Annotated in this window: 21 protein-coding genes; 7 read left to right on the top strand and 14 right to left on the bottom strand. The window is 74.0% G+C overall.

The window, feature by feature from the left end; all coding sequences use genetic code 11:
- Positions 1-79: 79 nt before the first annotated feature.
- On the bottom strand, positions 80-3,424 hold the full coding sequence (locus ACIBPB_RS17210) for a S8 family serine peptidase (protein WP_396840546.1): 3,345 nt from the start codon (positions 3,422-3,424) through the stop codon (positions 80-82).
- 131 nt (positions 3,425-3,555) lie between these two features.
- Here ACIBPB_RS17210 and ACIBPB_RS17205 point away from each other — a divergent pair, with 131 nt between their 5' ends.
- A complete protein-coding gene (locus ACIBPB_RS17205; protein WP_396840545.1) occupies positions 3,556-4,113 on the top strand; it encodes a sugar O-acetyltransferase in 558 nt (185 codons plus the stop codon).
- Between the two features lie 94 nt (positions 4,114-4,207).
- Entirely contained in the window at positions 4,208-6,799 is a 2,592-nt protein-coding gene (locus ACIBPB_RS17200; RefSeq protein WP_396840544.1) for a hypothetical protein, read from the top strand.
- Here the strand turns inward: ACIBPB_RS17200 and ACIBPB_RS17195 are convergent.
- The 5 genes from ACIBPB_RS17195 to fdxA are packed head-to-tail and all read right to left on the bottom strand — an operon-like array spanning position 6,776 to position 10,620.
- Positions 6,776-7,423: a nucleoside/nucleotide kinase family protein gene (locus ACIBPB_RS17195; protein WP_357313840.1), complete on the bottom strand. Its 648-nt coding sequence runs from the start codon at positions 7,421-7,423 to the stop codon at positions 6,776-6,778. The genes ACIBPB_RS17200 and ACIBPB_RS17195 overlap by 24 nt on opposite strands.
- Positions 7,423-8,067 carry an SIMPL domain-containing protein gene (locus tag ACIBPB_RS17190; protein WP_357313843.1) on the bottom strand — a complete coding sequence of 215 codons (645 nt, stop codon included), beginning with the start codon at positions 8,065-8,067 and terminating at the stop codon, positions 7,423-7,425. Before ACIBPB_RS17190 ends, ACIBPB_RS17195 begins: the two co-directional genes overlap by 1 nt.
- 46 nt (positions 8,068-8,113) lie before the next feature.
- Positions 8,114-9,175: a prephenate dehydrogenase gene (locus ACIBPB_RS17185; protein WP_396840543.1), complete on the bottom strand. Its 1,062-nt coding sequence runs from the start codon at positions 9,173-9,175 to the stop codon at positions 8,114-8,116.
- A 15-nt stretch (positions 9,176-9,190) separates the two neighbouring features.
- Positions 9,191-10,297, bottom strand: coding sequence for a succinyldiaminopimelate transaminase (dapC, locus tag ACIBPB_RS17180; protein ID WP_357314448.1), 1,107 nt, complete (start codon positions 10,295-10,297; stop codon positions 9,191-9,193).
- The gene (gene fdxA, locus ACIBPB_RS17175; protein WP_007464872.1) at positions 10,294-10,620 is read right to left on the bottom strand and encodes a ferredoxin; all 327 of its coding nucleotides are present in this window, start codon (positions 10,618-10,620) and stop codon (positions 10,294-10,296) included. Before fdxA ends, dapC begins: the two co-directional genes overlap by 4 nt.
- 79 nt (positions 10,621-10,699) lie before the next feature.
- On the opposite strand from fdxA, the gene ACIBPB_RS17170 reads away from it, so the two are divergent.
- Complete coding sequence (locus ACIBPB_RS17170; RefSeq protein WP_396840542.1) at positions 10,700-11,650, top strand: GNAT family N-acetyltransferase; 951 nt, start codon at positions 10,700-10,702, stop codon at positions 11,648-11,650.
- A 12-nt stretch (positions 11,651-11,662) separates the two neighbouring features.
- On the opposite strand, the gene ACIBPB_RS17165 is transcribed toward ACIBPB_RS17170, so the two are convergent.
- The 3 genes from ACIBPB_RS17165 to mshB all read right to left on the bottom strand — a co-directional run bounded on the left by ACIBPB_RS17165 (position 11,663) and on the right by mshB (position 13,627).
- Positions 11,663-12,127, bottom strand: a complete 465-nt coding sequence (locus ACIBPB_RS17165) for a hypothetical protein (RefSeq protein ID WP_396840541.1) — start codon at positions 12,125-12,127, stop codon at positions 11,663-11,665.
- 85 nt (positions 12,128-12,212) lie between these two features.
- Complete coding sequence (locus ACIBPB_RS17160; protein ID WP_357313855.1) at positions 12,213-12,686, bottom strand: hypothetical protein; 474 nt, start codon at positions 12,684-12,686, stop codon at positions 12,213-12,215.
- 17 nt (positions 12,687-12,703) lie between these two features.
- Positions 12,704-13,627 carry an N-acetyl-1-D-myo-inositol-2-amino-2-deoxy-alpha-D-glucopyranoside deacetylase gene (mshB, locus tag ACIBPB_RS17155; protein WP_396840540.1) on the bottom strand — a complete coding sequence of 308 codons (924 nt, stop codon included), beginning with the start codon at positions 13,625-13,627 and terminating at the stop codon, positions 12,704-12,706.
- Positions 13,628-13,713: 86 nt separating this feature from the next.
- On the opposite strand from mshB, the gene ACIBPB_RS17150 reads away from it, so the two are divergent.
- Complete coding sequence (locus tag ACIBPB_RS17150) at positions 13,714-15,858, top strand: prolyl oligopeptidase family serine peptidase (protein ID WP_396840538.1); 2,145 nt, start codon at positions 13,714-13,716, stop codon at positions 15,856-15,858.
- 119 nt (positions 15,859-15,977) lie between these two features.
- Here the strand turns inward: ACIBPB_RS17150 and ACIBPB_RS17145 are convergent, their stop codons facing one another.
- From ACIBPB_RS17145 to ACIBPB_RS17125, 5 genes are all read right to left on the bottom strand, one after another.
- Positions 15,978-17,714 carry an ABC transporter substrate-binding protein gene (locus tag ACIBPB_RS17145; protein ID WP_396840536.1) on the bottom strand — a complete coding sequence of 579 codons (1,737 nt, stop codon included), beginning with the start codon at positions 17,712-17,714 and terminating at the stop codon, positions 15,978-15,980.
- Between the two features lie 106 nt (positions 17,715-17,820).
- Positions 17,821-18,807 carry an ABC transporter permease gene (locus ACIBPB_RS17140; RefSeq protein ID WP_357313868.1) on the bottom strand — a complete coding sequence of 329 codons (987 nt, stop codon included), beginning with the start codon at positions 18,805-18,807 and terminating at the stop codon, positions 17,821-17,823.
- Between the two features lie 70 nt (positions 18,808-18,877).
- The gene (locus ACIBPB_RS17135; protein WP_396840535.1) at positions 18,878-19,885 is read right to left on the bottom strand and encodes an ABC transporter permease; all 1,008 of its coding nucleotides are present in this window, start codon (positions 19,883-19,885) and stop codon (positions 18,878-18,880) included.
- Positions 19,886-19,999: 114 nt separating this feature from the next.
- The gene (locus ACIBPB_RS17130) at positions 20,000-21,082 is read right to left on the bottom strand and encodes an ABC transporter ATP-binding protein (protein WP_396840534.1); all 1,083 of its coding nucleotides are present in this window, start codon (positions 21,080-21,082) and stop codon (positions 20,000-20,002) included.
- Positions 21,079-22,185 carry an ABC transporter ATP-binding protein gene (locus ACIBPB_RS17125; protein ID WP_357313881.1) on the bottom strand — a complete coding sequence of 369 codons (1,107 nt, stop codon included), beginning with the start codon at positions 22,183-22,185 and terminating at the stop codon, positions 21,079-21,081. The genes ACIBPB_RS17130 and ACIBPB_RS17125 overlap by 4 nt, the downstream gene beginning before the upstream one ends.
- 236 nt (positions 22,186-22,421) lie before the next feature.
- Here ACIBPB_RS17125 and ACIBPB_RS17120 point away from each other — a divergent pair, with 236 nt between their 5' ends.
- The 3 genes from ACIBPB_RS17120 to ACIBPB_RS17110 all read left to right on the top strand — a co-directional run bounded on the left by ACIBPB_RS17120 (position 22,422) and on the right by ACIBPB_RS17110 (position 25,988).
- Positions 22,422-22,970 carry a Uma2 family endonuclease gene (locus ACIBPB_RS17120; RefSeq protein WP_396840533.1) on the top strand — a complete coding sequence of 183 codons (549 nt, stop codon included), beginning with the start codon at positions 22,422-22,424 and terminating at the stop codon, positions 22,968-22,970.
- Between the two features lie 113 nt (positions 22,971-23,083).
- Positions 23,084-24,520: a TldD/PmbA family protein gene (locus tag ACIBPB_RS17115; protein ID WP_396840532.1), complete on the top strand. Its 1,437-nt coding sequence runs from the start codon at positions 23,084-23,086 to the stop codon at positions 24,518-24,520.
- A 76-nt stretch (positions 24,521-24,596) separates the two neighbouring features.
- Positions 24,597-25,988 carry a TldD/PmbA family protein gene (locus ACIBPB_RS17110; protein WP_396840531.1) on the top strand — a complete coding sequence of 464 codons (1,392 nt, stop codon included), beginning with the start codon at positions 24,597-24,599 and terminating at the stop codon, positions 25,986-25,988.
- Positions 25,989-26,134 lie beyond the last annotated feature (146 nt).

The following is a 26,134-nucleotide window of genomic DNA, read 5'->3' as shown; positions in this document are numbered from 1 at the left end:
AGACCGCGGGCCCGCAGCGGCGCCGTCGGCGACTCCGGGGCCGGAACGTCGGACGCCCCGGCCCGGAGCCGCCGCCGGTTCACCGCAGGCGGTACGCCTGGGTGATCCGTTGGGTGACCGTGTTGCCGGCGCCGTCCCGGGCGCTGGCGCGCAGCGAGACGTGGCCGGGGCCGGCCGGATGCCGGACGGTCGCCGCCCAGCCGTCACCCTGCCGGCGCAGGTCCGCCTTCTGCCAGGTCCGCCCGCCGTCGTAGGAGACGTCGACGGTGAGCCGGGTGACCCGGTCGGCCGGCGCGCCGGGCTGGCGGTGCACCGTCACCGGGATGGTGAAGGAGCGGCCGGCCGGGGCGCTGTTCGTCACGCTCAGCGGCGGGGCGAACCGGACCGCCATGGCGGGCAGCCGGGCCCAGTCCTCGCCCGGCACGTGCCGGGACCGGAAGGTCCAGCTGGCCGCGACCTCGGTGCTCAGGTCGGTGAAGCTGCGGGTGGCGGAGGTCTCCACCCGGTAGGTCGCCGCCCCCGGCGGCACCTCGAACTCGGCGTACCCCCCGGACGGCTGCTCGCCGAGCAGCGTCCCGTTCCGGTAGAGCGCGGTCCGCTCGGTGTCGGCGAGCGATCCGCCGGGGTGCCCGGCCGCGTCGCTGAACAGCGGCAGCACGACCAGCAGGGTGTCGCCGTTGCGGGTGATGCCCTGCTCCGGCCAGCGGGGCGGCGGGAAGGACGGCCCGTACGGCGCCGAGTTCCAGCTCTCCCGGTAGGTGCGGCCGGCCCGGTACCGGGTCGGCACCGATTCGAGGCCGGCCTGCGCGTTCAGCCAGCCGTCCTCGTCCCGGGTGCCGAAGTACAGCTCGCTGCTCCAGCCGGTGCGGGTGGTGCTGTGGTACTCGGTCCGCCGGCCGGGCACCGCGGTCGGCAGGATGAGCGCGGAGCCGCCGATGTTGTAGTCCGACTCCGGGAAGACCGACCGTTCGGCCTCCAGCCCGGCGTAGCCGCCGCGGAACGTGTGCGCCACGGTGGCCAGATCCCGCTGCCGGTAGTGCCGCACGAACCCGGCCGGCATCCGGCCGGGGAAGAGTTCGTTCAGCGCGTACAGGTAGGGGCTGTCGGGTCTGCCGTCGGTCCACTGGCTGGCCAGGGCGGCGACGAACCGGTCGGCGGAGACGGCGGGGCCGACCTGGCCGCTGTACAGCCCGTCGAAGCGGTCCGCCCAGAGCCCGAACCCGTAGCTCACGTCCTGGCCGAAGTAGGTGGCGGAGAGGTCGATCAGCAGCGGGGTGGCCCCGCGCCGGGGCACCGTGGTGCGGATCGGCTTGCCCACCCGGGCGTCCAGGTCGAGCACCTGGTCGCGGTCCACCACCAGCTCGGGCCGGGCCAGCATGGTGGTCTCGGTCCAGTTGCCCTCTTCGTCGGCCCGGAAGATCAGGCTGTTGACCCCGTACCGGCCCTTGGGCACCCGGACCGTGGCGTCGCCGTCCGGGTCGTAGACGTCCCGGGGGAAGGCGAAGCCGGCGAGGTCGACCAGGCTGGTGAGGTAGTCGCCGGTGCGGGCGCCGGCCCGGTCCCGGTGCCGGAGCGTCAGGTTGTAGCTCTCCACCTCACGGTTCACCGCCAGCGGGGTGACCGCCACGGTGTCGCCGGAGCGGGCGACGATCCGCCCGGTCCAGTACCCGTCGACGGCACCGGCGCGGGTGTCCGCCGTGACCGTCACCTGGGCGGTGCCGCCGGCCGGCACGGTCAGCCGGGACGCGCCGAGGGTGAACATGCCGGCGGGCGCCGGCTGCCCGGCCGGCCCGATCGCCTCGGTGCTCAGGTCGAGGGTGAGCGGGGCGGCCCCGGCGTTGCGGTAGGTGACCGTCCGGGTGATCGGCTGATCGTCGGCGTGCGGCCAGACGGCCAGCCCGAAGGAAACCCCGACCGGGTCGCTGGTGACCTGCTCGGTGATGGCGCGCGCCACGTCGACCCGGCCGGCGCCCTGCTGGTACGCGGTCTGCTCCGGGTGCGGCTTCGCCGAGGCCATCAGGGTCGCCTTGAGCTGGCCGGCCGCCCAGCCCGGGTGCTGCTGGGCCAGCAGGGCCGCGGCGCCGACCACGTGCGGGGTGGCCATCGAGGTGCCGGAGAGTGAGACGTACCGCTCCCCCACCGGGTCGCCGATCCGGCCGTGCGCGGCGCGGGCCGCGACGATCTCCACGCCGGGCGCGGTGAGGTCCGGCTTCAGGCCGTCGTCGCCGATCCGTGGTCCCCGGCTGGAGAAGTCGGCGAGGTTGTCGTCGCGGTCCACGGCGCCCACGGCGAGCGCCGCGTCGGCGCTGGCCGGTGAACCGACCGAGCCGTCCATGCCGTCGTTTCCGGCGGCGGTGACGAAGAGCGCGCCGGTCTGCGCGGTGAGCGTCTGCACGGCCTGCTCCAGCGGGTCCACCTCGGAGGTGTCCCAGCCGCTGAGGCTCATGTTGACCACGGTGGCGCGCTTCTCGACGGCGGCCCACTCCATGCCGGCCAGGATCGCCGAGTCGGCGCAGCCCTCGTCCTCGCAGACCTTGCCGGAGAGCAGGGTGGCGTCCGGGGCCACGCCCCGGTACCGCCCACCGGAGGCGGCGCCGCTGCCGCCGATGATCGACGCGACGTGGGTGCCGTGCCCGACGGTGTCGTCCGCGTCCGGGGCGGCGCTGAAGTTGCGCGCGTCGGCGACCCGGCCGGCCAGGTCCGGGTGGGTGGTGTCGACGCCGGTGTCGAGGACGGCCACGGTGACGCCCCGGCCGGTGAAGCCGGCGGTCCAGGCGGCCGGCGCGCCGATCTGCGGCACGCTGTGGTCCAGGGTGATCTTCCGTTTCCCGTCCAGCCAGATCCGGTCGACGCCCCCCGCCGCCTCGACCCGGGCACCGGCGCGCCCGGCCGTGAGGGCCCGCCAGACCGTTCCGGCGTCCGCCTTCGGCGCGGTGAGCGCCGCGCCGCGGATCGCCGGCAGGTCGCGGGTCACCCGGGTGCCGGCCGGTGCGGCGGTGCCGCGCCGGGCGAGCCCTTCGGGGTACGACACCAGCAGCGGGAGGCTGTCCCGCCGGGCGTCGTCGTAGCCGGACGCGATCAGCTCGGTGACGTCGAAGAGCCGCCGGTCGACCCGGCCGGCCCGGATCAGCGGCAGCGCGTCGCGCGGCACCACGGAGAGGTGGCCCCGGTCCCGGCCGACCAGGAACCCGATGCCGTCCCGCCCGGGGCCCGGACGGACCGCGGCCCGGTCGCCGCCGGTGACGGTGATCCGGTCACCGGTGAGCAGGGTGACGGTGACCGGACGGGCACCGGCCGGTGCGGCGGGCCGGGCGGCGGGGCCGGTAGGCCGCGCCTCGGGCGCCGCGGCGGCCCAGCCCGGCGTGCCGAGCACCAGGGCGGCGGCGAGGCCGGCGGCGGTCAGTTTTCTTCTCGTTCGGCGCAACGCATTCCTCCTTCGGAGCGTCTTCATCGATGAGAGAGGCATCGATGCGAATCGTCAGGATTGCATACCTGGTATGCATAAGGAAGTCGGCAAGCCGACTGAATCCCGGCCGGAACGGGCAGAATCGTCCGATGACCTCCATGAAGGACCGGATGCTCGCCGGCGAGCCCTACCGCGCCGAAGGCCCGGAGATCGAGGCCGACCTGGACCGGGCGGCACGGCGCACCGAACGCTTCAACACCAGCCCCGCCGCCGACCCCGCGGCCCGGCTCGCCGCACTGCGCGACCTGCTCGGCTCGCTGGGCGAGGACGCCTGGATCCGGCCACCGTTCCACTGTGACTACGGCTGGCAGACCCACGTCGGGCCGCGCACCTTCGTCAACTTCAACGCGGTCTTCCTCGACGTCGCCCGGATCACCATCGGCGCGGACGTCCAGATCGGACCGAACGTGCAACTCCTCACCGCCACCCACCCGGTCGAGGCGGAGCCCCGCCGGGCGAAGTGGGAGTCCGCGAAACCGATCACCATCGAGGACAACGTCTGGCTCGGCGGCGGGGTCATCGTGCTGCCCGGGGTGACCATCGGGGCGAACACAGTGGTCGGCGCGGGCGCGGTGGTGACCAGGGACCTACCCCCCAATGTGGTCGCGTTGGGTAATCCCGCTCGACCGGTACGAACCCTCGACTAGCCGTTCTACCTGCAAAAACATCGTTTCGTTGAGATGCAAAACCGTGCCGAAGGATGCACTCTGGGTAGTGAACGTCCGGCCTGGGGAGCGGATCATGGAACGCGTGCTGGAACTACGGGTGCACGGGGTGTCCAACACCCCGCCCGCCCAACTGCTCGGCCTGCGCTCCGCCCCCGGCGACGGCGGACCGTACAGCCGGCTCGTCGCCGGCGGCGAGGTCACCGGCTTCTACCGGTCCAGCGCCGCCGGACGGGACGACCCGCTCACCGTCGAGGCGTACAGCTGGGGGCAGTTGACCTCCGGGGCGCGGACCGCGCGGGACGTCGAGCGGGCCCTCTGGACGCTGCTGCTGCCGTTCACGCTGGCCAACGTGGCGCACTTCGCCCGCGCCGGCATCCCGCCCGACCTGCACTCGGAACGCTGGGCCAGCAGATCCGGCATCACCGCCTGGCTGATCCGGCTCTTCTGCCTGAGCCTCACCGGCACTCTGGTGATCACGGTGACCGGGGTCGGCGTGGACCTGATCGGCTGGCAGTGCGTCGGCCCGGACTGCCTGCGCCAGATCCCCGGACCGTGGGAGTGGCTGGGCAACGAGTGGTGGCGCCAGGACACCCGGGCGCTCAGCGTCGGCCTGCTGCTGCCGCTGCTCCTGCTGCTCGCCCTCGGCGGCCTGGCCTGGCGCACCTACCAGTACGAGGCGCAGATGCCCGCCGACCCCCAGGTCCCGCCGGCGGGCGTGGACGGTACGCCGGACGCACTCCCGCCCACCGGGCGGGCCGAACCACCGGAGAACCCGCTGCAGCACCCGAGCTTCTGGTGCGGGGAGGGGCAACTGCGCCGGGCGGCCGTGCTGCACCTCAGCACCGGAGCGGTGGTCGCCGCGGCCGTACCGCTCGCCGGGGTGGTCATCATGGACCCACCCCGTGGCCTGCGGGCCGCGATCGCCTGGCCCACCGTGGTGGCGCTCGCGGCGGTGCTGGCCATCGCCGTGGTCGCGCTGGGCCGGCCGGCGCTGACCCGCCGGCAGGGGAACATCCCGCTCGGTCCGTGGAGCGCCGCCGTGGCGCTGCTGGCCGGCCTCGGCGTGGCCGGCACCCTGCTGCTGCTCCTGCTCCCGGACGGCCCCGCCGGCCCGCCGCTGGCCAGCTACCGCCCACCGATCGGCTGCGTCACCGACCCGGGCATCGCCGGCTGCCGGACCGACCGGTCCCTGCCCGGATACGACACCGCCGTCGCCTGGCTCGCCACCTGCCAGGTGCTGCTGCTGGTCACGATCGGCGCGGTGAACCGGTCCGGCCGCCGAGGGCTGATCGCCCCGCTGGCCGGCGCCGTGCTGCTCCCCCTCGGTGCGCTCTGGACCGAGTGGGGGCTGCCGGGCCTCCCCCCGGCGCCGGACGGGTCGCGGACCTGGCTGCTCGCCGTGCCGGCCATCGTGGTGGCCGTCATCGGGCTGTTGCTGCCCCGGACCCGGCCCGCCGTACCCGAGCAGCCCCTCGGCCCGCACACCGACCTCGCCTGGGGCGGCCGTGGCCCGGCGATCATCGCCGGCTTCGGCTGGATGATGGCCATCGCCTACTGCGCCGGCCTGCTCTACTGGGTCAGCGACCGGCTCGACGACCGGGCCGACCCGAGCGGCGCGAGCCGGGTGGTGCCCCCGCTCGCGGTGTTCTGGGCCGGGCTGGCCTGCATGGTCGCCCTGCTCGCGCTGCTCGGGCTGCTGGTCCGGGCCGGCCTGCTGTTCCGGTCCCTGCGCCGGGCCGAGTACGCGGCCCTGACCGCGGCGGCCCCGGCGCTCTCCGCGCACGAGCTGCGCCGCTGCCGGGACGTCAGCAGGTTCCGGGCGCTGCACCGCCTGGTCGGCGAGCGGGCGATCCGGCTGGTCGGCTGCTACGCCACCGTCTCCCTCGTGCTGGTGACGCTCTGCTGCGCGGCCGCGCTCTCCCGCAACCGGCCAAGCCCGCAGTCGCCGGCCGGCTGGCAGGTGGTCATCCACTGGACCGCCAACCTCGGCGACATGCTGCTCGGCTGGCTGCCGCTCGTGGTGGGCGCCCTCGGGCTGCTGGTCTACCGCAACGACACGGTGCGACGCTCGGTGGGCGTGGTCTGGGACATCGGCACGTTCTGGCCGCGCGCCGCGCACCCGCTCGCCCCGCCCAGCTACGCCGAACGGGCCGTGCCGGAGCTCCAGACCCGGATCGCCGGCCTGCTGGCGCTCCCCCCGCACCACCCCGATCGGATGGACGGGGTGATCCTCTCCGGGCACAGCCAGGGCGCGGTCATCTGCGCCGCCGTGCTCCTGCAGATGCCCCGCCGCTGGCGCCGGCGGATCTGGTTCTTCTCGTACGGCTGCCAGCTCACCCGCCTCTACGGCCGGGTCTTCCCCGCCTACTTCGGGCCGCCCCGGCTACGGGCCCTGGCCCGGGCGCTGAGCTGGGAACCCGGGCACGTCACCTGGACCAACTTCTGGCGCGGCACCGACCCGCTGGGCTGGCCGGTCACCGCCGGGGAACGCGACGTGCCGGTCGCCGACCCGGAGGCCCTGCACCCGAGCGGCGGCGAGGTCGCCGACCCGCCGATCCGCAACCACAGCGGCTACCCGGACGCGCCGGAGTTCACCCGGGAACGGGCCGTGGTCGCCCGGCTGCTGCGCCGCAGCATCCCGTCACCCCGGCAGCGGGTCGGCTAGCCGGACCACCAGGTCGGCGTGCCCGGCGGTGCCGGCGACCCGGGCGGCGTTCGTCTCGTCGCTGCCCAACGCCCAGGCCCGCGCCTCCGCCGGGGACTTCCCGTACGCCTCGTGCCGGGCGACCAGCCGGCGCACCCGCAGCTCGGCGTCGAGATCCAGGAACCAGGCCTCGTGCAGCAGCGTGCGCACCTCCTCCCACGGGTCGTCCCGCAGCAGCAGGTAGTTGCCCTCGGTCACCACCAGCCGCACCTCGGGCGGCACCTCGATCGCCCCGGCGACCGGCTCCTCCAGGTCCCGGCGGAACTCCGGCGCCCAGACCGAGGTCGGTTCCAGCCGCCGCAGCCGGCGCAGCGTGGAGACGTACCCGTTGACGTCGAAGGTGTCCGGGGCGCCCTTGCGCCCGGCCCGCCCCAGCCGGGCCAGCGCCGACTGGGCCAGGTGGAACCCGTCCATCGGCACCAGCCGGGCCGCCGGGCCCACCTCGGCGGCGATCCGCTCGGCCAGGGTGGACTTGCCCGCCCCGGGCGCGCCGGCGATGCCGAGCAGCTGCCGCGGGCCGGCGTCGGCCAGGGCACGCGCCCGGGCCACCAGCTCGTCGAGCGGGAGCACCCGCGCCGCCGGCATCAGCCGAGAACCGGTTCGCTGATCCGGAACCGGGCCTCCACGGACGCCTGCACCGGCTGCGGGCGCGGATCCAGCTCCAGCTCGGGCGGGGCCTCGCCGCCCGGACCACCCTTCATGACCGCCCGGAGGACCATCGGTTGCGCGCCCGGACCGGTGTCGGCCAGCTCCAGCAGCCCGGTCACCCGGGCGCCGAGCGCCTCCGCGTACTCGCGGGCGCGGGCCAGCGCGTCGGCCACCGCGGCGTGCCGCGCCTCCCGGTACGCCGGGCTGTCCGGCCGCAGCAACCACCACGGGCCGGCCACCTCGACCTGGTCCTGGTCGGCCAGACGGAGCATCAGCTCGCCGAGCGCGGTGAAGTCGGCGACCGTGACGGTGGTGCTCACGCTGCCGTGGTACGCCACCACCCGCTCGCTCGACCGCTTGGTCTCCGGCCAGACCCGCAGCTGGTCGGTCTCCCGCCGCGCCACCGCCGGCTCGGCCCCGTCGAGCAGCACCCGCACGGCGGCGGCCCGCTCGGCCAGCCGGGCCAGGGTGGCCTCCCGGTCGCGGTCCCGGGCGGTCGCGGTCACCGTGAAGCGGGCCAGCTCGGGAGCGACCTCCCGGTACGCCTCACCGCGTACCACCACGACCGGTGCCTCCGCCATGCCCACCACCCTAGAACCTTCCTCCGCGCGGTGCCGGCCGCCCGGCTCAGCCCGCGGCGGGCCGGCGGGGCAGGTGCCCGGTGTAGGTCACCGCGCCGGCCGTCAGCCGGCAACCGGTCAGGTGGCCGCCCGCCGCGCCCAGCTCGCGCAGGTAGGCCAGCTCCCCCGCGTGGTCGACGCCGGCCGGGAACTCCCGCTCGTGGCGGTCGAAGGCGCGCTCCGCCAGCGCCGCGCGGGCGGCCCGCCCCTCGTCCAACCGGGCGGTCAGCGCGGCCGGGTCACCGTCGCGCAGCGCGGCGGCGAACTCGTCGAGGACCGCGCGGACGGACTCCAGTCCGGCCAGCACCGGGCCCCGGTTGCCGAGCAGCATGTTGGCGGTGCGCGGGGGCGGACCGCCGGCCACCCGGGTGCCGTCGGCGAAGCTGCCGGCGGCGAGGGCGAGCACGGCGTCGCGCAGCGCCGACCGCTGCACCGCCCCGGCGAGCGCGCCGGCCAGCAGGTGCGGCAGGTGCGAGCTGAGCGCGGCCGCCCGGTCGTGCTCGGGGGCGGACATCGGCACCACCCGGGCCCGGAACACCTCGATGAGCAGCGCCGCGAGCCGGCGGAACGGGGCCATCCCGTTCGGGCCGGGGCAGAGCACCCAGGCGGCGTCGAGGAGCAGCCCGGCGTCCGCGGCGGCCGGACCGGCCCGGTCGGCGCCGGCCATCGGGTGGCCGGGCACGAACCGGTGCCCGAGGCCCTGCCCGGTGGCGGCCGCCGCCACCTCCGCCTTCGTGCTCCCGACGTCGGTGAGCACGCAGTGTTCACCGGTGGCCGCGGCCACCCGGGTCAGCATGCCGGGCAGGGTGGGCAGCGGGCCGCAGAGAAACACCACGTCGCGGCCGGCCACCGCCGCCTCGACCGGGTCCGGCGCCGGGACGCCCCACCGGCGGGTGTGGGCCCGGACGCCCGGGTCGGGATCCCAGCCGGCGACGTCCAGCCCGGCGTCGCGCAGCCGCAGCAGCAGCGAGCCGCCGATCAGCCCGGTGCCGACCACGGCGGCCCGCACCGCGGCCACCGGCCGGTCGCCGGAGGCCGGGCCGTCCCGCCCGGTCGCGTCGCCGGTCACCGCCGCCGCCCGAGGTCAGTCGCGCAGCCGGTCGGCGACGGCTGCGACGTGCTCGTCGGACTCGGTCAACGCCACCCGGACGTGCCGGGCGCCGGCCGGACCGTAGAACACGCCGGCGGCGACCAGGATGCCCCGGCGGGCCAGCCAGTCGACGGTGTCCCAGCAGTCCTCGTCCCGGGTCATCCAGAGGTAGAGCCCCGCCTCGGAGTGCTCGATGGTGAAGCCGGCCGCGGTGAACGCGGCGCGCAGCCGCTCCCGCCGGGCCCGGTAGCGCTCCCGCTGCTCGTCGGCGTGCGCCTGGTCGCCGAGCGCGGCCACCATGGCGGCCTGCACCGGGGCGGGCACGATCATGCCGGCGTGCTTACGGATCTTGAGCAGCTCGGCCACCAGCGCCGGGTCGCCGGCCACGAAGCCGGCCCGGTAGCCGGCCAGGTTGGAGCGCTTGGAGAGCGAGTGCACCGCGAGCACGCCCTCGTACGAGCCGCCGCAGACCTCCGGCGCGAGGATCGAGACCGGCTCGGCGTCCCAGCCCAGCGGCAGGTAGCACTCGTCGCTGGCGACCACCGCGCCGCGCTCGCGCGCCCAGTCGACCACCTTGCGCAGGTGGCGCGCGGGCAGCACCCGGCCGGTCGGGTTGCCCGGCGAGTTGACCCAGACCAGGCGCACCCGGGGGGTCGGGCCCAGCGCGGTCAGCGAGTCGGTGCGTACCGTGGTGGCGCCGGCCAGCCGGGCCCCGTCCTCGTACGTCGGGTAGGCCACCGACGGCACCACCACCACGTCACCCGGGCCGGCGCCGAGCAGCGTGGGCAGCCAGGCCACCAACTCCTTGGAGCCGATCGTCGGCAGCACGCCGAGCCCGTCCACGCCCGCGCCGCAGGCCCGGGAGACCCAGGCCGCGATGGCGTCCCGCAGCGCCGGGGTGCCGGCGGTGAGCGGGTAGCCCGGCGCGTCGGACGCGTCGGCGAGCGCCTGCCGGATCAGCGCGGGCACCGGGTCGACGGGCGTGCCCATCGAGAGGTTGATCAGACCGTCCGGGTGCGCCGCGGCCGTCGCGGCCGCGGCGTCCAGGGTGTCCCAGGTGAAGTCGGGCAGCCGCGACGAGACCGGCGCGGGCCGGTTCAGTGGCCCTCTCCGCGCGGCGGCTGGGCGGCCACGAACGTGGCGTCCTTCTCCACCTTGCCGATCTTGGAGGCGCCGCCGGGCGAGCCCAGGTCCTCGAAGAACTCGTAGTTCGCCCCGGTGTAGTCCTTCCACTGCTCCGGGACGTCGTCCTCGTAGAAGATCGCCTCAACCGGGCAGACCGGCTCACAGGCACCACAGTCGACGCACTCGTCGGGGTGGATGTAGAGCATCCGGTTGCCCTCGTAGATGCAGTCGACCGGGCACTCCTCGATGCATGCCTTGTCGAGCACATCCACGCACGGCTCGGCGATGATGTAGGTCACCGGTCTTCTCCTCCGCAAGACTCGTCGCGATCACCCGCGACGGTAAGAGCCTAGTATCTCGCCGGGGAGGAGGTCGATCGTGCTCCGACAGCAGGATGTGGGACACCGGATCGTGGTCCGGCGGATTGTGGGGATTCGCGAAGGCCGACCGCTGTTCAGCGACGCCCTGGGCGAGCTCGTCGAGCTGAGCGAGACCCACATCACGCTCGCCACCGACACCGGCCGGCTCCGGGTGCCCGTCGGCGAGGTGCACCGCGCCCGGCGCGTACCGCCGGCCCGCCGGCCGACCGCCGCCGCGGTGATCGCCCTCGAACTGGCCGCCGACGAGGCGTGGCCCGCCCCGGTACGCGCCCGGCTCGGCGACTGGCTGCTGCGCGGCGCGGCGGGCTGGACCGGCCGGGCCAACTCGGCGCTGCCGGTCGGCGACCCGGACCGCCCGCTGCCCGCCGCACTGGACGCGGTCGTGCGCTGGTACGCCGCGCAGGGCCTGCCGGCCCTGGTGAACACCCCGCTGCCGCTGGCCGGCCCGGTCGGCGCCGAACTGGACGCCCGGGGCTGGTCGGCCCGGCCGCCGGTGCTGGTACAGACCGCGCCGCTGGCCGCGCTCCCGCCCGGCCGGCCCGAGCCGCCCGCGGTCGACCTCGCCGCCACCCCGTCGGAGGAGTGGCTGGCGATCGCCGCCGGCCGCAAGGGCGGGCTGCCCGACGCGGCCCGGCACGTGCTCACCGCCGTGGACCGGGTCCGCTTCGCCCACCTGCGCGTCGACGGCGAACTGCTGGCGGTCGGCCGGGGCACGGTCACCGGCGACGGGCGCTGGCTCGGCCTCAGCCTGATCGAGGTGCTGCCCAAGGCCCGCCGGCGCGGCTACGCGGGCGCGGTGATCCGGGCCCTGGCCGACTGGGCACGGACCGAGGGCGCCACCCGCGCCTTCCTCCAGGTGGAGCAGCACAACACCGGGGCGGTCGCGCTCTACCAGCGGCTCGGCTTCACCACCCACCACACCTACCTCACCCGGGTCGCCCCGGCCTGAGCCGGCGCCGGGTCAGCGGCGTACCACCCGGCGCGGCTTGGCGGCCTTCAGCTCGGCGTACCGCTTGAGCTGGCGGGACCGGTGGTCGCGGCCGAGCGCGGTGAGGATGAGGTAGCCGACCGCCACGCCGGCCGCCACGGCGGCCAGGTAGAGCCAGATCTGGGCGAAGAAGAGCCCGGCACCCCCACCGAACGGGTTCTCCCCGACCAGCAGCGGCCCGACGAAGACGGTCAGCGCCAGGGCCACCGCGACCGCGCCGGCCAGGTCGGCCGACCACCGGCCGACCGGCCGGTCCTGCCCCCAGCGGAACGCCAGCGCGGCCAGGATCAGCCCGATGACCAGGAACATCAGCCAGGAGACCCGGTCCGAGGCGGCATCGTCGTCCGGGAACCCGAACCTGATGACCAGCCGCGCCACCACGTTGACCAAGAACAGCGCCGCCGCCAGCACGCCGATCGCGCGCCACCGCTCCCTCATCGCACGCCTCCCGCCGTACGCCCGCCCCCACGGCGAGCTCCTGGCAGGAATGTCTACCACCGCCACCGGTGTCGCGTCAGCACCCTCAACGATGCGCGGGGGGCAGCACCAGTTGCCGGAAACCCAGCACCGCGAAGGTGACCGCGCCGGCCACCACCAGCCCGAGGCCGAGCACGTTGTCGCCGGTGAGCGCGAGGTCGCCCTCGGCGGTCCGGAAGCCACCGGCGACGATCAGCACGAACCACGGCAGCGCGGCCAGCGCCGCCGCCCAGCGGGTCCCCACGGCGGCGTGCGCGAACCAGCCCACCAGGACCGTCACCAGCACCGCCACGGCGATGCCGCCGACCCCGGCCACGATCCCGACCAGCGCCGCCGGCAGCCCGCCGGGCGGCCCCTGCACCAGCTCCCAGGACCAGGTGGCGTAGAGCAGTTCGAGCAGCGCCAGGAGCACCCCGGCCCAGACCGTCACCACACCGCCGGCCACCCGCAGCGCGAGGTCGGCGGAGCGGGCCGGTCGGGCCGGTGGCGCGGTGGGGTCGGGCTCGGCGGCGAGCGACATCGGAACGGCCGGCAGCGTCACCGGAGGCCGGCCGCCGCGACCGGGGACCGGTCCACGCCGTCCAGCGGCAGCCCGGCGAAGAGGTCGTCCTCCCAGCCGTACGGGCCGGTGCCCGGGCCCCGCTCGCCGACCGCGAGGGTGAAGTACTCCACGCCCATGAACTCGGCGCCGAAGTTGCCGGCGATCGAGTAGAGCCAGGAGTTGGCCGGGATCTGGGTGGCGTGCGCGCGCATTGCCGCCTCCTTGGCGGCGTGCCGCTCGGTGGCGTCGATCCGCGCGGCGATCTCCGGGTCGGGGGTGCCGAACGGCAGCTCCTCGATGCTGTCGATGCCGGCGAAGGGGTTGTCCGCGCTCTCGGTGAACGCGTCCAGGCCGGCCTCCAGCACGCTGCGCGGCATCGCCGTCCAGTAGACCTTGGCCGGGGCGATCCCCTCGAGGTCGGCCAGCTCCCGGGCCCGCATCGCCACCCGGTGCGCCTGGATGTGGTCCGGGTGGCCGTAGAAGCCGTTCGGGTCGTACGTGATCATGACCTGCGGCCGGACCTCGCGGATGACCTCCAGCAGGTACCCGGCGGCCTCGTCGAGGTCGGCCTGCCAGAACGCCCGCGGGTGCTCGTTGGTGGCCAGGCCCATCATGCCGGAGTCGCGGTAGCGGCCGGCGCCGCCGAGGAAGCGGTGGTCGGTGACGCCGAGCGCCGCGCAGGCGGCGGCCAGCTCGCCGATCCGGTACCCGCCGAGCTGGTCGGCCTCGGCCGCGGCGAGCTGGGCCAGCGCCGGCACGTGGATCTCGCCCTCCTCGCCCAGCGTGCAGGTCACCAGGGTGACGTGGGCGCCGGCGGCGGCGTAGTGCGCCATCGTCGAGCCGGTGCCGATGGACTCGTCATCGGGGTGCGCGTGGACCAGCAGAAGTCGTCGGTCGGGCAGCGTCGTCACGCCCGTCACTCTAACCGGCGGTCCTGTCCCACCGAGGTTTACGCGTCCGCGCAGGTCGGCCACATCACCCGGAACGCGCGCCTACCATCCGAGGCGTGGACTTTCCCGAGCTGGCCGCCCGTACCCGTCGGTTCAGCCACGGGGCGCCGCGCGCCGTCTCCGTCGCGGACGACGGCTCCCGGGTCATCTTCCTGCGCTCCTCCGGACCGGAGGACCCGGCGGACGCGCTCTGGCTGCTCGACGTCGCCTCCGGCGAGGAGCGGCTGGTCGCCGATCCGGCGGTGCTGCTCGGCGCGGACGCCGACCCCGGCGCCCTCTCCCCCGGCGAGCGCGCGCTGCGCGAGCGGCTGCGGCTGGCCGTCTCCGGCATCGGCTCGTACGCCCTGGACGGCGCCGGCCGGGTGGCCACGTTCGCGCTGGCCGGCCGGCTGTTCCGGGCCGACCTGGTGCACGGCGACGTGGTCGAGGTGGCCGCCGTCGGCCCGGTGATCGACCCGCGGCCGGACCCGACCGGCGCCCGGCTGGCCTACGTCACCGACGCCGCCGAGGGGGTACGCCGGGGCCAGTTGCGGGTGGTCGAGCCGGACGGCACCGACAACCTGCTGGCCGGCGAGGACAGCGGGGTGAGCTGGGGGCTGGCCGAGCACATCGCCGCCGAGGAGTTCCACCGGTACCGGGGCTACTGGTGGTCCCCGGACGGGCGCTCGGTGCTGGCCGCGCGGGTCGACGAGTCCCGGCTGGACCGCTGGCACCTGCACGACCCGGCCGACCCGGCGAGCCCGCCGACGACCGTCGCGTACCCCCGGGCGGGTGGGCCGAACGCGCAGGTCAGCCTGCACCTGCTCGACCTCGACGGCGGCTGGGTCGACGTGCACTGGGACCGGGAGACCTACCCGTACCTCACCTCGGTCGACTGGGCCGACGGCGGGCCGCTGATCACCGTGCTGCGCCGCTCCCAGCAGCACGGGCTGGTGCTCGCGGTGGACCCGCGGACCGGGGAGACCCAGGTGCACGCGGAGCTGGCCGACCCGCGCTGGGTGGAGCCGATCCCCGGCACCCCGGCGCACCTGCCGGACGGCCGGGTGCTGGTCGGCGGCGAGCTGGCCCACGACGGGTACGACGCCCGCTGCCTGTTCGCCGACGGCACCCTGCTCACCCCGCCCTCGCTCTACGTCCGGCGGGTGGTGGGGCGGCTGCCCGCCGGCGCGGGCGCCCCGGCCGACCTGCTGGTGGAGGCGAGCGAGGGCGAGCCGAGCCAGCGCCACCTGTACCGGGTCCGGACGGTGATCGGCGGTGGGGTGGACGCCCGGCGGATGGGCTCCGACCCGGGCTGGCACACCGCGACGATCGGCGGGAGCACGCTGGTGGTCGGCATCGCCTCGCTGGAGCACCCGGGGGTGCGCTGGCGGGTGTGGCACGGCGACCGGGAGGTGGGCGAGCTGCGCTCGCTGGCCGCCACCCCGCCGTACGCGCCCCGGCCGACGATGGTGCGGGTGACCGACCGGCGGCTGCCCAGCGCGGTGCTCTACCCGGGCGAGCACGTCAAGGGCACGAAGCTGCCGGTGCTGCTGGACATCTACGGCGGCCCGGGTCACCAGGAGGTGATCGCCGCCCGGTCCGCCTGGCTGGAACGGCAGTGGTGGGCCGAGCAGGGCTTCGCGGTGGTGACGATCGACAACCGGGGCACCCCGGGCATCGCCCCGTCGTTCGAGAAGGCGGTCCACCGCCGGCTGGCCGACGTCATCCTCACCGACCAGGTGGACGCGCTGACCGCGCTCGCCGGCAAGCACCCGGACCTGGACCTGGCCCGGGTGGCGGTGCGCGGCTGGTCGTTCGGGGGCTGGCTGGCCGGGCTGGCGGTGCTGCGCCACCCGGAGCTGTTCCGCTGCGCGATCGTCGGTGCCCCGGTCACCGACTGGACCCTGTACGACACCGCGTACGCCGAGCGCTACCTGGGCCTGCCGGAGGACGGGATGGACGTCTACGCCCACCACTCGCTGGTGGAGCTGGCCGCCGAGCCGGTCGGCGACCCGGCGCAGGCCCGGCCGATGCTGCTGGTGCACGGCCTGGTCGACGACAACGTGGTGGCCGCGCACACGCTGCGGCTGTCGGCCGCGCTGCTGTCCGCCGGCCGCCCGCACGCGGTGCTCCCGCTGACCGGGGCCAGCCACATGGCCGCCGGCGGCGTCGCCGAGCGCCTGCTCCGCCTGGAGCTGGACTTCCTCCGCCGCCACCTGTGAGGTCGGGGCCCGCTCAGCGCCTGCGGTGGCGCCGAGGCCGGGCGGCGCCGCCAACCGACCGGAAAGGGGCCCTTTGCCCGACACCGGGGTGTCGGGCAAGGGCCCCTTCGGTCAACCGGTTACTGCTTGACGTACGCGTTGATCAGCGCGGGGTAGCCGAAGATGCTGGACAGGTAGATCCCGCCCACCTTCGAGCCGTGCAGGTAGTAGCCCTGCTCGACGAAGAGCGGCACGGCCGGGGCCAGCTCGGTCATGACCCGCTTGTCCAGCTTGGCCCACTCCTTGCCCTGGTCGCCCGCCGGCATGGCGAGGATCCGGTCGAACTCCTTGTTGATCTCGTCGCTGTTCACGTACGAGGTGTTGCTGTTGTTCTCCGCCTTGATGGTGCGCCCGTCGAAGAGCACCGGCAGGATCGCGGCACCGCTGGGCCAGTCCGCGGCCCACTGGTCGAGCCAGATGTCGTACGGGTTGTTCTTCTTGCCGACCTCGTCCAGCTTGGCGTCGGTCGGAATGGTCTTCACCGTGATCTTGAAGCCGGCCCGCTCCAGGTTGCCCTTGAGCTGGGTGGCCAGCTCCGGCGAGTCGTCGCTGATGCCGAGCACCAGCTCCGGGGTCTTGCCGCCGAGCAGCTCCTTGGCCTTGTCGGCGTTACCGGTCGCGCCGGCCGGGTAGGCGTCGTAGTTCTCCCAGCCGATGGTCGACGGCGGCATCAGGGTGGTGACCGCCTTCGCCGAGGCCTCACCGCCGTACGCCTTGATCAGGCCGCTGCGGTCGATGGCGTAGTTCAGCGCCTGGCGCACCGACAGGTCGGTGACCCGCTGGGTGTTGATGGTGAGCCGCCACAGGCTCGGGGTCTGGCCGCGCACCGAGCGCTGCTGGAGCGCCGCGTCGGCGGTGACCTTGGCGACCAGCGACGCGGGCACGCCGTTCCAGCCCAGCGCCGCCTGGTCGTCGCCGTTGTCGGCGATCACCCGGTTGGCGCCCGCCTCGTCGTCCGGGCCGAAGGTCCAGACGATCTTGTCCGGGTACGCGTGCCGCACCGGGTCGGTCTTCGGGTCCCAGTTCTCGTTCCGCTCCATCACCAGCTCGACCCCGGCGGTGTTCTTGGTGATCTTGTAGGGCCCGGAGGAGAACGGCTGGTTGTCCAGGTTGACGCCGGTGTCCTTCTCCGGCTTCAGCGGCGCGGTGTACGGCAGCGACGCGGCGAACGGCAGGTCACAGTGCGGCTTGGCGAACTCGAACTTCAGCGTCTTCGCGTCCGGGGTGGTGAGGCCGGGCGGCAGCGAGGTCTTGTTCGCCTTGAAGTCCCACTTGGTGTCGTACTGCGGGTCGTTGGCGAGCCACTCCTGCAGGTAGGTGGGGCCGCCGGTCAGGTCGGGGTCGAAGGAGCGGGCGATGCCGTACGCGATCTCCTTGGCGGTGATCGGGCTGCCGTCCTCGAACTTCACCCCGTCCTTGATCTTGAATTCCCAGACCTTGCAGTCCTTGTTCACGTCGGTGCCCGGGGTCTCGGCCAGGTCGCCGACCAGGGTCACCTTGCCCGAGCCGTCGTCCTTGAACGTGGTCAGGAAGCGGCTGTAGAGCGGGGCGTTCATCAGGCCGGCGAACGAGTAGACCCGCTGCGGGTCGATGTGCGAAATCTTGGTCTCCCGGATCACCCGGAAGGTGCCGCCCTTGGCGGCGCCCGGGACCTCGGCGGCCGGACCCATCGAGTCCTTCGGGTCGGTGGCGATCGAGCCGCTCTGCACCCGGTCGGCACCGGCGTCGCCGTCGGTACCCTTGTTCTCGCTGCACGCACCCATCACCGCGAGCAGTGCGAGCGCGCCGCCGGCGGCGGCAGCCCTCTTCAGGCGCATCTGCGCCACCTCCCTTATCTGGAGCCTCGTCAGACGACGTAGGAAAACTACGGTTTGTGTAACAGAGGGCGGTGGATTTCTCCATGCCCTGCCCGGGGCCGTTGCGCTATCGCAACCGGACCCGGGGGTCGATGGCGGCGTAGAGCACGTCGACCACGATGTTGGCGACCACGATGAAGACCGCCGAGATCAGCACGGTGGCCATGATGGTCGGCAGGTCGCCCGACCGGACCGCGTCCACCGCCGTCCGGCCCAGGCCCTGGATACCGAAGGTGGTCTCCGTGATCACCGTGCCGCCGAGCGCGCTGCCCACGTCCAGACCGGCGATGGTGACGATCGGGGTGATCGCCGCGCGCAGCGCGTGCCGGCCGTACACCTTGGGTTTGGCCAGGCCCTTGGCCCGCGCGGTGCGGACGAAGTCCTCCGACAGGGTCTCCAGCATCTGGGCCCGGGACAGCCGGGCGTAGACGGCGGAGAAGAGGAAGGCCAGGCACACCCAGGCCAGCACGAGCCCGCTGGCCCACTTCACCGGGTTGTCGAAGATGGAGGTGTAGCCCGGCGTCGGGGTGATCCGCAGGTTGTAGGTGAAGATCAGCAGCAGTACCGCGCCGACGAAGTAGAGCTGCATCGAGGCGCCGGCCAGCGAGAAGCCGATGGCCAGCCGGTCCAGCACCGTGCCCCGCCGCAGTGCCGAGATCATGCCGAGCCCGACGCCGAGCACCAGCCAGAGCACCGCGGCCGGGAGGACGATGCTGAGCGTCACCGGGAGCACCCGGGCGAGCGTATCGGTCACCGCCTCGCTGTTGACGTACGAGTAACCGAGGCACGGGGCGTCGCACCGGCCGCCCTGGGAACTGCCCAGATCCCGGCCCGTGACAATGCCCTTCATGTAGTTGGCGTACTGCTCGGGCAGCGGGTCGCGCAGGCCCAACTCCTCGCGGACCCGCTCGAGCCGCTCCGCGTTGCAGTTCTTCGGGCACATGCCGCTGACCGGGTCCCGGGGCAGGCCGAAGAACATCAGGAAGCTGAGCACGCTCACCGCGAAGAGGGTGAGCACGGCGGTGAGCAGCCGGCGTACCAGGAATCGGGTCATCAGAACTTTCCTTCACTCGCGACTGCGGGGCTCCGCCCCGCCGCACTCCGCGCGCTCATCGCATCCACCCCTACCGGGACGACTTCGGGTCGAGCGCGTCACGCAACGCGTCGCCGAGCAGGTTGAAGGCGAGCACGAGGATGAAGATCGTGACGCCGGGGAAGAACACGTACGCCGCGTCGGTCTGCAGGTACGGGATGCTCTGGAAGATCATCCGGCCGAAGTCGGCGGTCGGTTCGAGGATGCCGATGCCGAGGAAGGAGAGCGCCGCCTCACCGGTGATGTACTGCGGCACGGCGAGCGAGAAGGCGACCAGGATCGGCGCCCAGAGGTTGGGCAGGAGCTGCCGGAAGAGCATGTGCCCCAGCCCGGCGCCGCTGGCCCGCGCCGCCTCCACGAACTCCCGCTCGCGCAGCGAGATGACCTGGCCCCGGACCAGCCGGGCGGTGCTCGTCCAGCCGAACGCGGCGAAGATCCCGATGAGCACGGCCACCTGGAACGACGGCGGCACCTCCTCGCGCGGGCCGTAGAAGCGCAGCGCCACGGTCGGCACCACGGCGAGGGCGAAGATGAGGAACGGCAGGGCCAGCGCCACATCGGTGATCCAACTGATCACCGTGTCGACGATCCCGCCCAGATAACCGGCGATGATGCCGGCCACCACGCCGATCGCCGTGGTCACCAGGGCAGCGGCGAACGCGATGAACAGCGACGTCCGCATGCCGTAGACCATCCGGATGAAGATGTCCCGGCCCAGCCGCGGCTCCAGCCCGAACCAGTGGTCGCCGGTGATCCCGCCGACGTAGCCCAGCGGCATCCCGTTGCCGTCCAACAACTGCTGGAACTGCTCGTTCGGGCCGACCCCGTACAGCCTGGAGACCAGCGGCGCGGCCAGTGCCAGCACGATGAAGAAGACCAGCACCACACCACTGACCATCGCGGTGCGGTCCCGGCGCAGCCGGGTCCAGGCGAGCTGGCCCGGCGACCGGCCGACGAAGGCCCGCTCGTCGGGCTTGACGGTGTCGGCCGCCGGCTCGATCTCGGCCCGCGCCGTGCTCTCGACCGGTGACAGGCTCACGGTGCCTCCTCAGTTCGCGACTGCGGGGCTCGCAAAACCGGCTCACTCCTCGCGCTCACCCTGCCTCCTCAGTTCGCGACTGCGGGGCTCGCAAAACCGGCTCGCTCCTCGCGCTCACGGTGCCTCCTCAGTTCGCGGCTGCGCGCTCACGGGCGACACCGTCACGGCCTCGCTGCTCCCGGCGCCGCCCGACCCCTGCGCGGGACCAGCGGCGATCGTTCCCTGCTCGGGGAAGTGGCAGGCGGTGACCTGATGACCGCCGTCGCGGGCGATCAGGGCCGGCTCCTCCTCGGCGCACCGCTCCTGCGCCTTCCAGCAGCGGGTCCGGAACCGGCAGCCCGAGGGCGGATTGAGCGGGGTCGGCACGTCGCCGGTGAGCCGGATCCGCCCGGCCGGGCCGAGCGCCGTCACGTCCGGGATCGCCGACAGCAGCGCCCGGGTGTACGGGTGCTGCGGCCGCTCGTAGATGTCGTCGCGGTCGCCGATCTCGACGATCTTGCCGAGGTACATCACCGCGACCCGGTGGCAGAAGTGCCGGATCACGGCCAGGTCGTGGGCGATGAACACGAACGCCAGGTCGAGTTCGCGTTGCAGGTCGCGCAGCAGGTTGATGACCTGCGCCTGGATCGAGACGTCCAGCGCGCTGACCGGCTCGTCGGCGACGATCAGCTTGGGTCGCAGCGCCAGCGCACGGGCGATGCCGATGCGCTGCCGCTGGCCGCCGGAGAACTCGTGCGGGTAGCGGTTGTAGTGCTCCGGGTTCAACCCGACCAGCTCCAGCAGTTCCTGCACCCGCTTCTTCGTCCCGCCCGGCGGGTCGATGCCGTTGACCTGCAACGGCATGGCCACGATCCGGCCGACGGTGTGCCGTGGGTTCAGCGAGGCGTATGGGTCCTGGAAGATGATCTGGAGGTCCTGCCGCAGCGGCCGCAGCTCCCGGCGCCGGGCGTGGGTGATGTCCCGCCCGGCGAACTCGATGGTGCCGGAGGTCGGTTCGAGCAGCCGTACCAGCATCCGGCCGGTGGTGGTCTTGCCGCAGCCGGACTCCCCGACCAGGCCCAGCGTCTCGCCCGGGCGGACGTCGAAGTCCAGCCCGTCGACCGCGCGCACGGCACCCGGGGAGCGGAACCCGTCGCGGACCGGGAAGTGCTTGGTCAGCCCGCGCACCCGCAGCAGCGGTTCGGTCTCGGTGCTCATCGGGCCACTCCCACCTGCGCGATGTCCTGCTGGTAGAGCCGGGTGCGCTCCTCGGCCGGCAGGTGGCAGGCGACCAGGTGGCCCGCCTCCCCGGCCGACCGCAGCTCCGGCACCTCGGTCCGGGACCGGTCGCCGTTGCGGTCCGCGTAGCGGCAGCGCGGGTGGAAGGCGCACCCCGACGGCAGGTTGATCAGCGACGGCGGATTGCCCTTGATCGGCACCAGGTCCGCGTCGGCGTCGCCGTGCAGCGACGGCACGCTCGACAACAACCCCCAGGTGTACGGGTGCTGCGGCCGCCGGAGCACCTGCTCCACGCTGCCGTGCTCGACGGCCCGGCCGCCGTACATGACCAGAACGTCGTCGGCCACCTGGGAGACCACCCCGAGGTCGTGGGTGATCAGGATGATCGCCGACCGGAACTCGTCCTGGAGGTCGCTGAGCAGGTCCAGGATCTGGGCCTGCACGGTCACGTCCAGCGCCGTGGTCGGCTCGTCGGCGATCACCAGGTCCGGATCGTTGACCAGGGCCATCGCGATCATCGCCCGTTGCCGCATGCCGCCGGAGAACTCGTGCGGGTACTGGTCGAACCGCTTCGCCGGCTGCGGGATGCCGACCCGGCCCAACATGTCCACGGCCCGGGTGCGCGCCTCCCGCTTACCGGCCCGCGGATGGTGCACCCGGTACGCCTCGGCGATCTGCCGGCCCACCGTGTAGTACGGGTGCAGCGCCGACAGCGGGTCCTGGAAGATCATCGCCATGTCCCGGCCGCGCAGCCGGCGTACCTGCTCCTCCGGCAGGCCGACCAGTTGGCGGCCGCCCACGGAGATCTCTCCGGTGATGGTGGCCCGCTTGGTGTTGTGCAGGCCGAGGATCGCCAGCGAGGTGACGCTCTTGCCCGAACCGGACTCGCCCACGATGCCGAGCGTCCGGCCGCGCTCGACGGCGAACGAGACCCCGTCGACGGCCCGCACCACGCCGTCCTCGGTCTCGAACCGCACGCGAAGGTCCTTGACCCGCAGATAGGGGCCGTCCTCGCCGGTGCGCTGCGCCGGCACCTCGGGGCGGTCCGGCTCCCCGGACGGCGTTGTCTCCGACCTGCCCATGACCGCCTCCCTCTGTGACGAAGAGAACTTACAACAAACTTCTGGAGGCGAAAATAAGCTACAGAACGCGGCCTGTCAGCGGCCAGAGCGTAACGACTGGGTTTCCCACCTGAACAGCCCTCACCTGGACATTCATGGTTGCGACTGGGCAACGCCGCCGCGTTGCCGCACGTGAGGTGCGACCATGGCGGTGGTGATCCAGGGAGGATTCGCGCCGGCACGAGGTGGAGGTGAGGATGACCGCGGCGGTGTTCGACCACGACGGCCCGTGGAGCGAAGAGGACTACCTCGCCCTCGGCGAGACGCAGCAACGCGTCGAACTCTTCGACGGGAGCCTCCACGTGACGCCAGCGCCCACCCCACGGCACCAACGCATCCAGCGGAACCTCGGCAACATCCTCGAGCAGGCGGCGCGCGACGCCGGGCTGGAACTGCTGGAGACGGTCAACGTTCGCCTCAAGCCGGGCCGGATCCCCATCCCCGACCTGGTCGTCACCCAGCCGATCGACTTCGACGAACCGATGATCGAGGCGCAGGACGTGCGGCTGGTCTGCGAGATCATCTCGCCGAGCAACGCGGCCACCGACAAGGTGCTCAAGATGCACTACTACGCTGCCGCGGGCATCGAGTGGTACCTGCTCGTCGAGCAGGAGAACGGGACCCTGCACCTCTACCGCCGGCACGGTCGGCACTACAGCGAAGACTCGGTGACCAAACCCGGCGACTCGTTGGAGCTGACCGAGCCCGTCCGGGCGACGATCCGGCCGGAGGATCTCGTCCCCTGACGGATGTCGGCCCGTTCACCTAGGGTCGGGCCCATGAGCGAGCGGCAGCGAGCGAATCATCAACGCAGCCCGATGGTGCCTCATGGCGGCACGGAGCGAAGCGTAGTGCCGTCATGAGTGGATTCGACGCGGCGACCGCCGCTGTCCAGGCCGCCCTCGACGCCGGGGCGCGGTACGCGGACGCCCGGGTGATGCACCGGCGCTACGAGTCGATGTCGGCCCGCAACGGCGACATCGAGGAGCTGACCCAGGACGAGAGCATCGGCCTCGGCGTCCGGGCGCTGGTCGGGTCGAGTTGGGGCTTCCACGCCGTACCCGAGCTGTCCGACGCCGCGGCCCGCGGAGCCGGCCGGCGCGCCGCGGCGACCGCCGCCGCGAGCGCGCGGGTGCCCGGCCCGCCGATCGACCTGGTCCCCGCCGAGGCCATCGTGGCGAGCTGGTCCTCGGCCTGCCAGGTCGACCCGCTCGGCGTGCCGCTCTCCGACAAGGGCGACCTGCTGGTCCGGGCCACCGCGACGGCGCGCGAGCACGGCGCCGACTTGGCCGAGGGGCTCTACCAGATCTGGGACACCGCGAAGTGGTTCGTCTCCAGCGAGGGGCACCGGATCGACCAGCGCATCCGGGAGTGCGGCGGCGGCATCTCCGCCACTGCCATCGGCGACGGCGAGACCCAGCGCCGGTCCTACCCGAGCTATCGCGGCCAGTACGGCACCACCGGCTGGGAGCTGGTCACCTCGCTCGACCTCGCCGCGCACGCGGCGCGGATCGCCGAGGAGTCCCGGGAGCTGCTCACCGCCCCCGAGTGCCCGGCCGGCGAGACCGACCTGATCCTCGGCGGCGAACAGCTGGCCCTGCAGATCCACGAGTCGGTCGGGCACGCCATCGAGCTGGACCGGATCCTCGGCTGGGAAGCCGCCTTCGCCGGCACCTCCTGGCTGGACCTGGCCCAGCTCGGCACGCTCCGCTACGGCTCCGAGCTGATGAACATCACCATCGACCCGACCATCCCCGGCGCGCTGGGCAGCTTCGGCTACGACGACGAGGGCTCCCCCGCGGTCAAGCGGGACGCCGTCCGCGCCGGCCGCTGGGTGGGGGTGCTCGCCGGCCGGGACTCCGGCGCCGTCGCCGGTCTCGATTACGGCGGCAGCGTACGGGCCGACGGCTGGGCCCGGTTGCCGATGGTGCGGATGACCAACGTGGGCCTCGAACCGGGCCCGCACACCCTCGACGAGATCATCGACGCCACCGACGACGGGGTGCTGATGGACCTCAACCGGTCCTGGTCGATCGACGACAAGCGGCTCAACTTCCAGTTCGGCTGCGAGGTCGGCTGGGAGGTGAAGAAGGGCCGGCGGGGGCGGATGCTGCGCAACCCCACCTACACCGGGATCGGCCCGGTCTTCTGGCGCTCGATGGACATGCTCTCCTCGGAGATCGTCCCGTGGGGGACGCCGAACTGCGGCAAGGGGCAGCCCGGCCAGACCGGGCACACCGGCCACCCGGCCGCCCCGGCCCGCTTCCGCAACGTCCGAGTGGGGGTACGGGCATGAGCGAGCGTCAGCGAGCGAATCATCGGCACAGTCCGCTGGTGCCTCATGCCGAGGCCGAGCGAAGCGAGGCGTCGGCATGAGCGAACTGGACCTCGCCGGGCAGGTGGTGGAGCTGGTCCGCCGGCTCGCCGGGCCGCACGCGCAGGCCGAGGTGACGGTGACCCGGGCCGACCTGGCGCTCACCCGGTTCGCCAACTCGTTCATCCACCAGAACGTCGCCGAGTCGGCCACCACGGTGCGGCTGCGGCTGCACCTGGACGGGCGGACCGCCGCGGGCGGCGGCAGCCTGGTCGACCCCGACGGGCTGGCCACGCTGGTCGAGCGGACCGTGGCGGCGGCGCGGCTCTGCCCGCCGGACCCGGCCTGGCCGGGGCTCGCCCCGGCGGCGCCGGTGCCGCCGGCCGTCTTCGACGAGGCCACCGCCGAGGCGTCGCCCGACGAACGGGCCGCCCGGGTATGCGCCTTCGTGGACGCGGTCGAGGGGCTGGCCGCGGCCGGCTACTGCCGGACGGCGTACCGGTCGGGGGCGTTCGTCAACTCGGCCGGGCACTCGGCGGTGGGGCGCACCACCGAGGCGGCGATGGACGGCATCGCGCGGACCGGCGGATCCGACGGGGTGGCCCGGCTCTGCGCCGACCGGCTCGCCGAGATCGACGGCGCGGCGCTCGGCGCCCGGGCGGCGGCCAAGGCGCGGGCCGCGGCCGATCCGGTCGAGCTGCCCCCGGGGCACTACGAGGTGGTGCTCGAACCGGCCGCCGTCGGCGACGTGCTGCAGAACCTCGCCTGGTTCGGCTTCAACGGCAAGCGGTACCTCGAGCGGCAGTCCTTCGCCGAGCCGGGCGTCGCCCAGTTCGACCCGGCGGTGACCGTGGTGGACGATCCGACGCACGGTTCGGGGCTGCCGTACGACCTGGAGGGCACGCCGCGACGGCCGCTGCCCCTGGTCGAGGCGGGCACCACCCGCGCGGTGGCGCACGACCGGCGCAGCGGCGCCGAGGCGGGCACCGGGTCCACCGGGCACGGGATGCCCGGCGGGTCGACGTTCGGCCCGATCCCGCACAACCTGCGCCTGCTGCCGGCCGCGGACCGGCCGGGCCCGGCGGCGGGGCAGTTGAGCGGCGGAGTGACCGGGGCGGTCGCCGACCCGGACACCGCCGCGCTGGTCGGCGGGATGGCGCGCGGGCTGCTGGTCACCGACTTCTGGTACACCCGGGTGCTCGATCCGAAGCGCCTGGTCATCACCGGACTGACCCGCAACGGGGTGTGGCTGGTCGAGGACGGCGTGCCGACCCGGGCGGTGCGCGACTTCCGCTTCACCGAGTCCTATCCGCAGGCCCTGGGGCCGGCGCGGGTGCTCGGCGTGGGCGGGACGCCGGTGCGCCAGCCGGACCGGGTGGACGGTGCCTGGTGGGAGGCGCCGCCGCTGCGGCTGGCCTCGTGGCACTTCACCGGCGGGGCGTCCGGCTGAGCCACCGCCGCCCACCCCGTCGGCGCACCGCCGACCGCGGCTGGCGCACCGGTCGGCGCACCGTCCACCGCACCGGAAGCATTGATCTTGGCGTGGGTCTTTCCAACCTGCGGGACACACGGGACACTGCGTTGCGCGGCCGGGCC

The organism is Micromonospora sp. NPDC049836 (assembly GCF_044465125.1).
Classification (GTDB): Bacteria; Actinomycetota; Actinomycetes; order Mycobacteriales; family Micromonosporaceae; genus Micromonospora.
This window is presented reverse-complemented; position numbering and strand designations above follow the sequence as displayed.

Coding starts and splice junctions, on each gene's coding strand:
- ACIBPB_RS17205 (WP_396840545.1), top strand. CDS start 3,556: ATGACCTCCATGAAGGACCGGATGCTCGCCGGCGAGCCCTACCGCGCC.
- ACIBPB_RS17200 (WP_396840544.1), top strand. CDS start 4,208: ATGGAACGCGTGCTGGAACTACGGGTGCACGGGGTGTCCAACACCCCG.
- ACIBPB_RS17195 (WP_357313840.1), bottom strand. CDS start 7,423: ATGCCGGCGGCGCGGGTGCTCCCGCTCGACGAGCTGGTGGCCCGGGCG.
- ACIBPB_RS17190 (WP_357313843.1), bottom strand. CDS start 8,067: ATGGCGGAGGCACCGGTCGTGGTGGTACGCGGTGAGGCGTACCGGGAG.
- ACIBPB_RS17165 (WP_396840541.1), bottom strand. CDS start 12,127: ATGAGGGAGCGGTGGCGCGCGATCGGCGTGCTGGCGGCGGCGCTGTTC.
- ACIBPB_RS17160 (WP_357313855.1), bottom strand. CDS start 12,686: ATGTCGCTCGCCGCCGAGCCCGACCCCACCGCGCCACCGGCCCGACCG.
- ACIBPB_RS17145 (WP_396840536.1), bottom strand. CDS start 17,714: ATGCGCCTGAAGAGGGCTGCCGCCGCCGGCGGCGCGCTCGCACTGCTC.
- ACIBPB_RS17140 (WP_357313868.1), bottom strand. CDS start 18,807: ATGACCCGATTCCTGGTACGCCGGCTGCTCACCGCCGTGCTCACCCTC.
- ACIBPB_RS17130 (WP_396840534.1), bottom strand. CDS start 21,082: ATGAGCACCGAGACCGAACCGCTGCTGCGGGTGCGCGGGCTGACCAAG.
- ACIBPB_RS17125 (WP_357313881.1), bottom strand. CDS start 22,185: ATGGGCAGGTCGGAGACAACGCCGTCCGGGGAGCCGGACCGCCCCGAG.
- ACIBPB_RS17120 (WP_396840533.1), top strand. CDS start 22,422: ATGACCGCGGCGGTGTTCGACCACGACGGCCCGTGGAGCGAAGAGGAC.
- ACIBPB_RS17115 (WP_396840532.1), top strand. CDS start 23,084: ATGAGTGGATTCGACGCGGCGACCGCCGCTGTCCAGGCCGCCCTCGAC.
- ACIBPB_RS17110 (WP_396840531.1), top strand. CDS start 24,597: ATGAGCGAACTGGACCTCGCCGGGCAGGTGGTGGAGCTGGTCCGCCGG.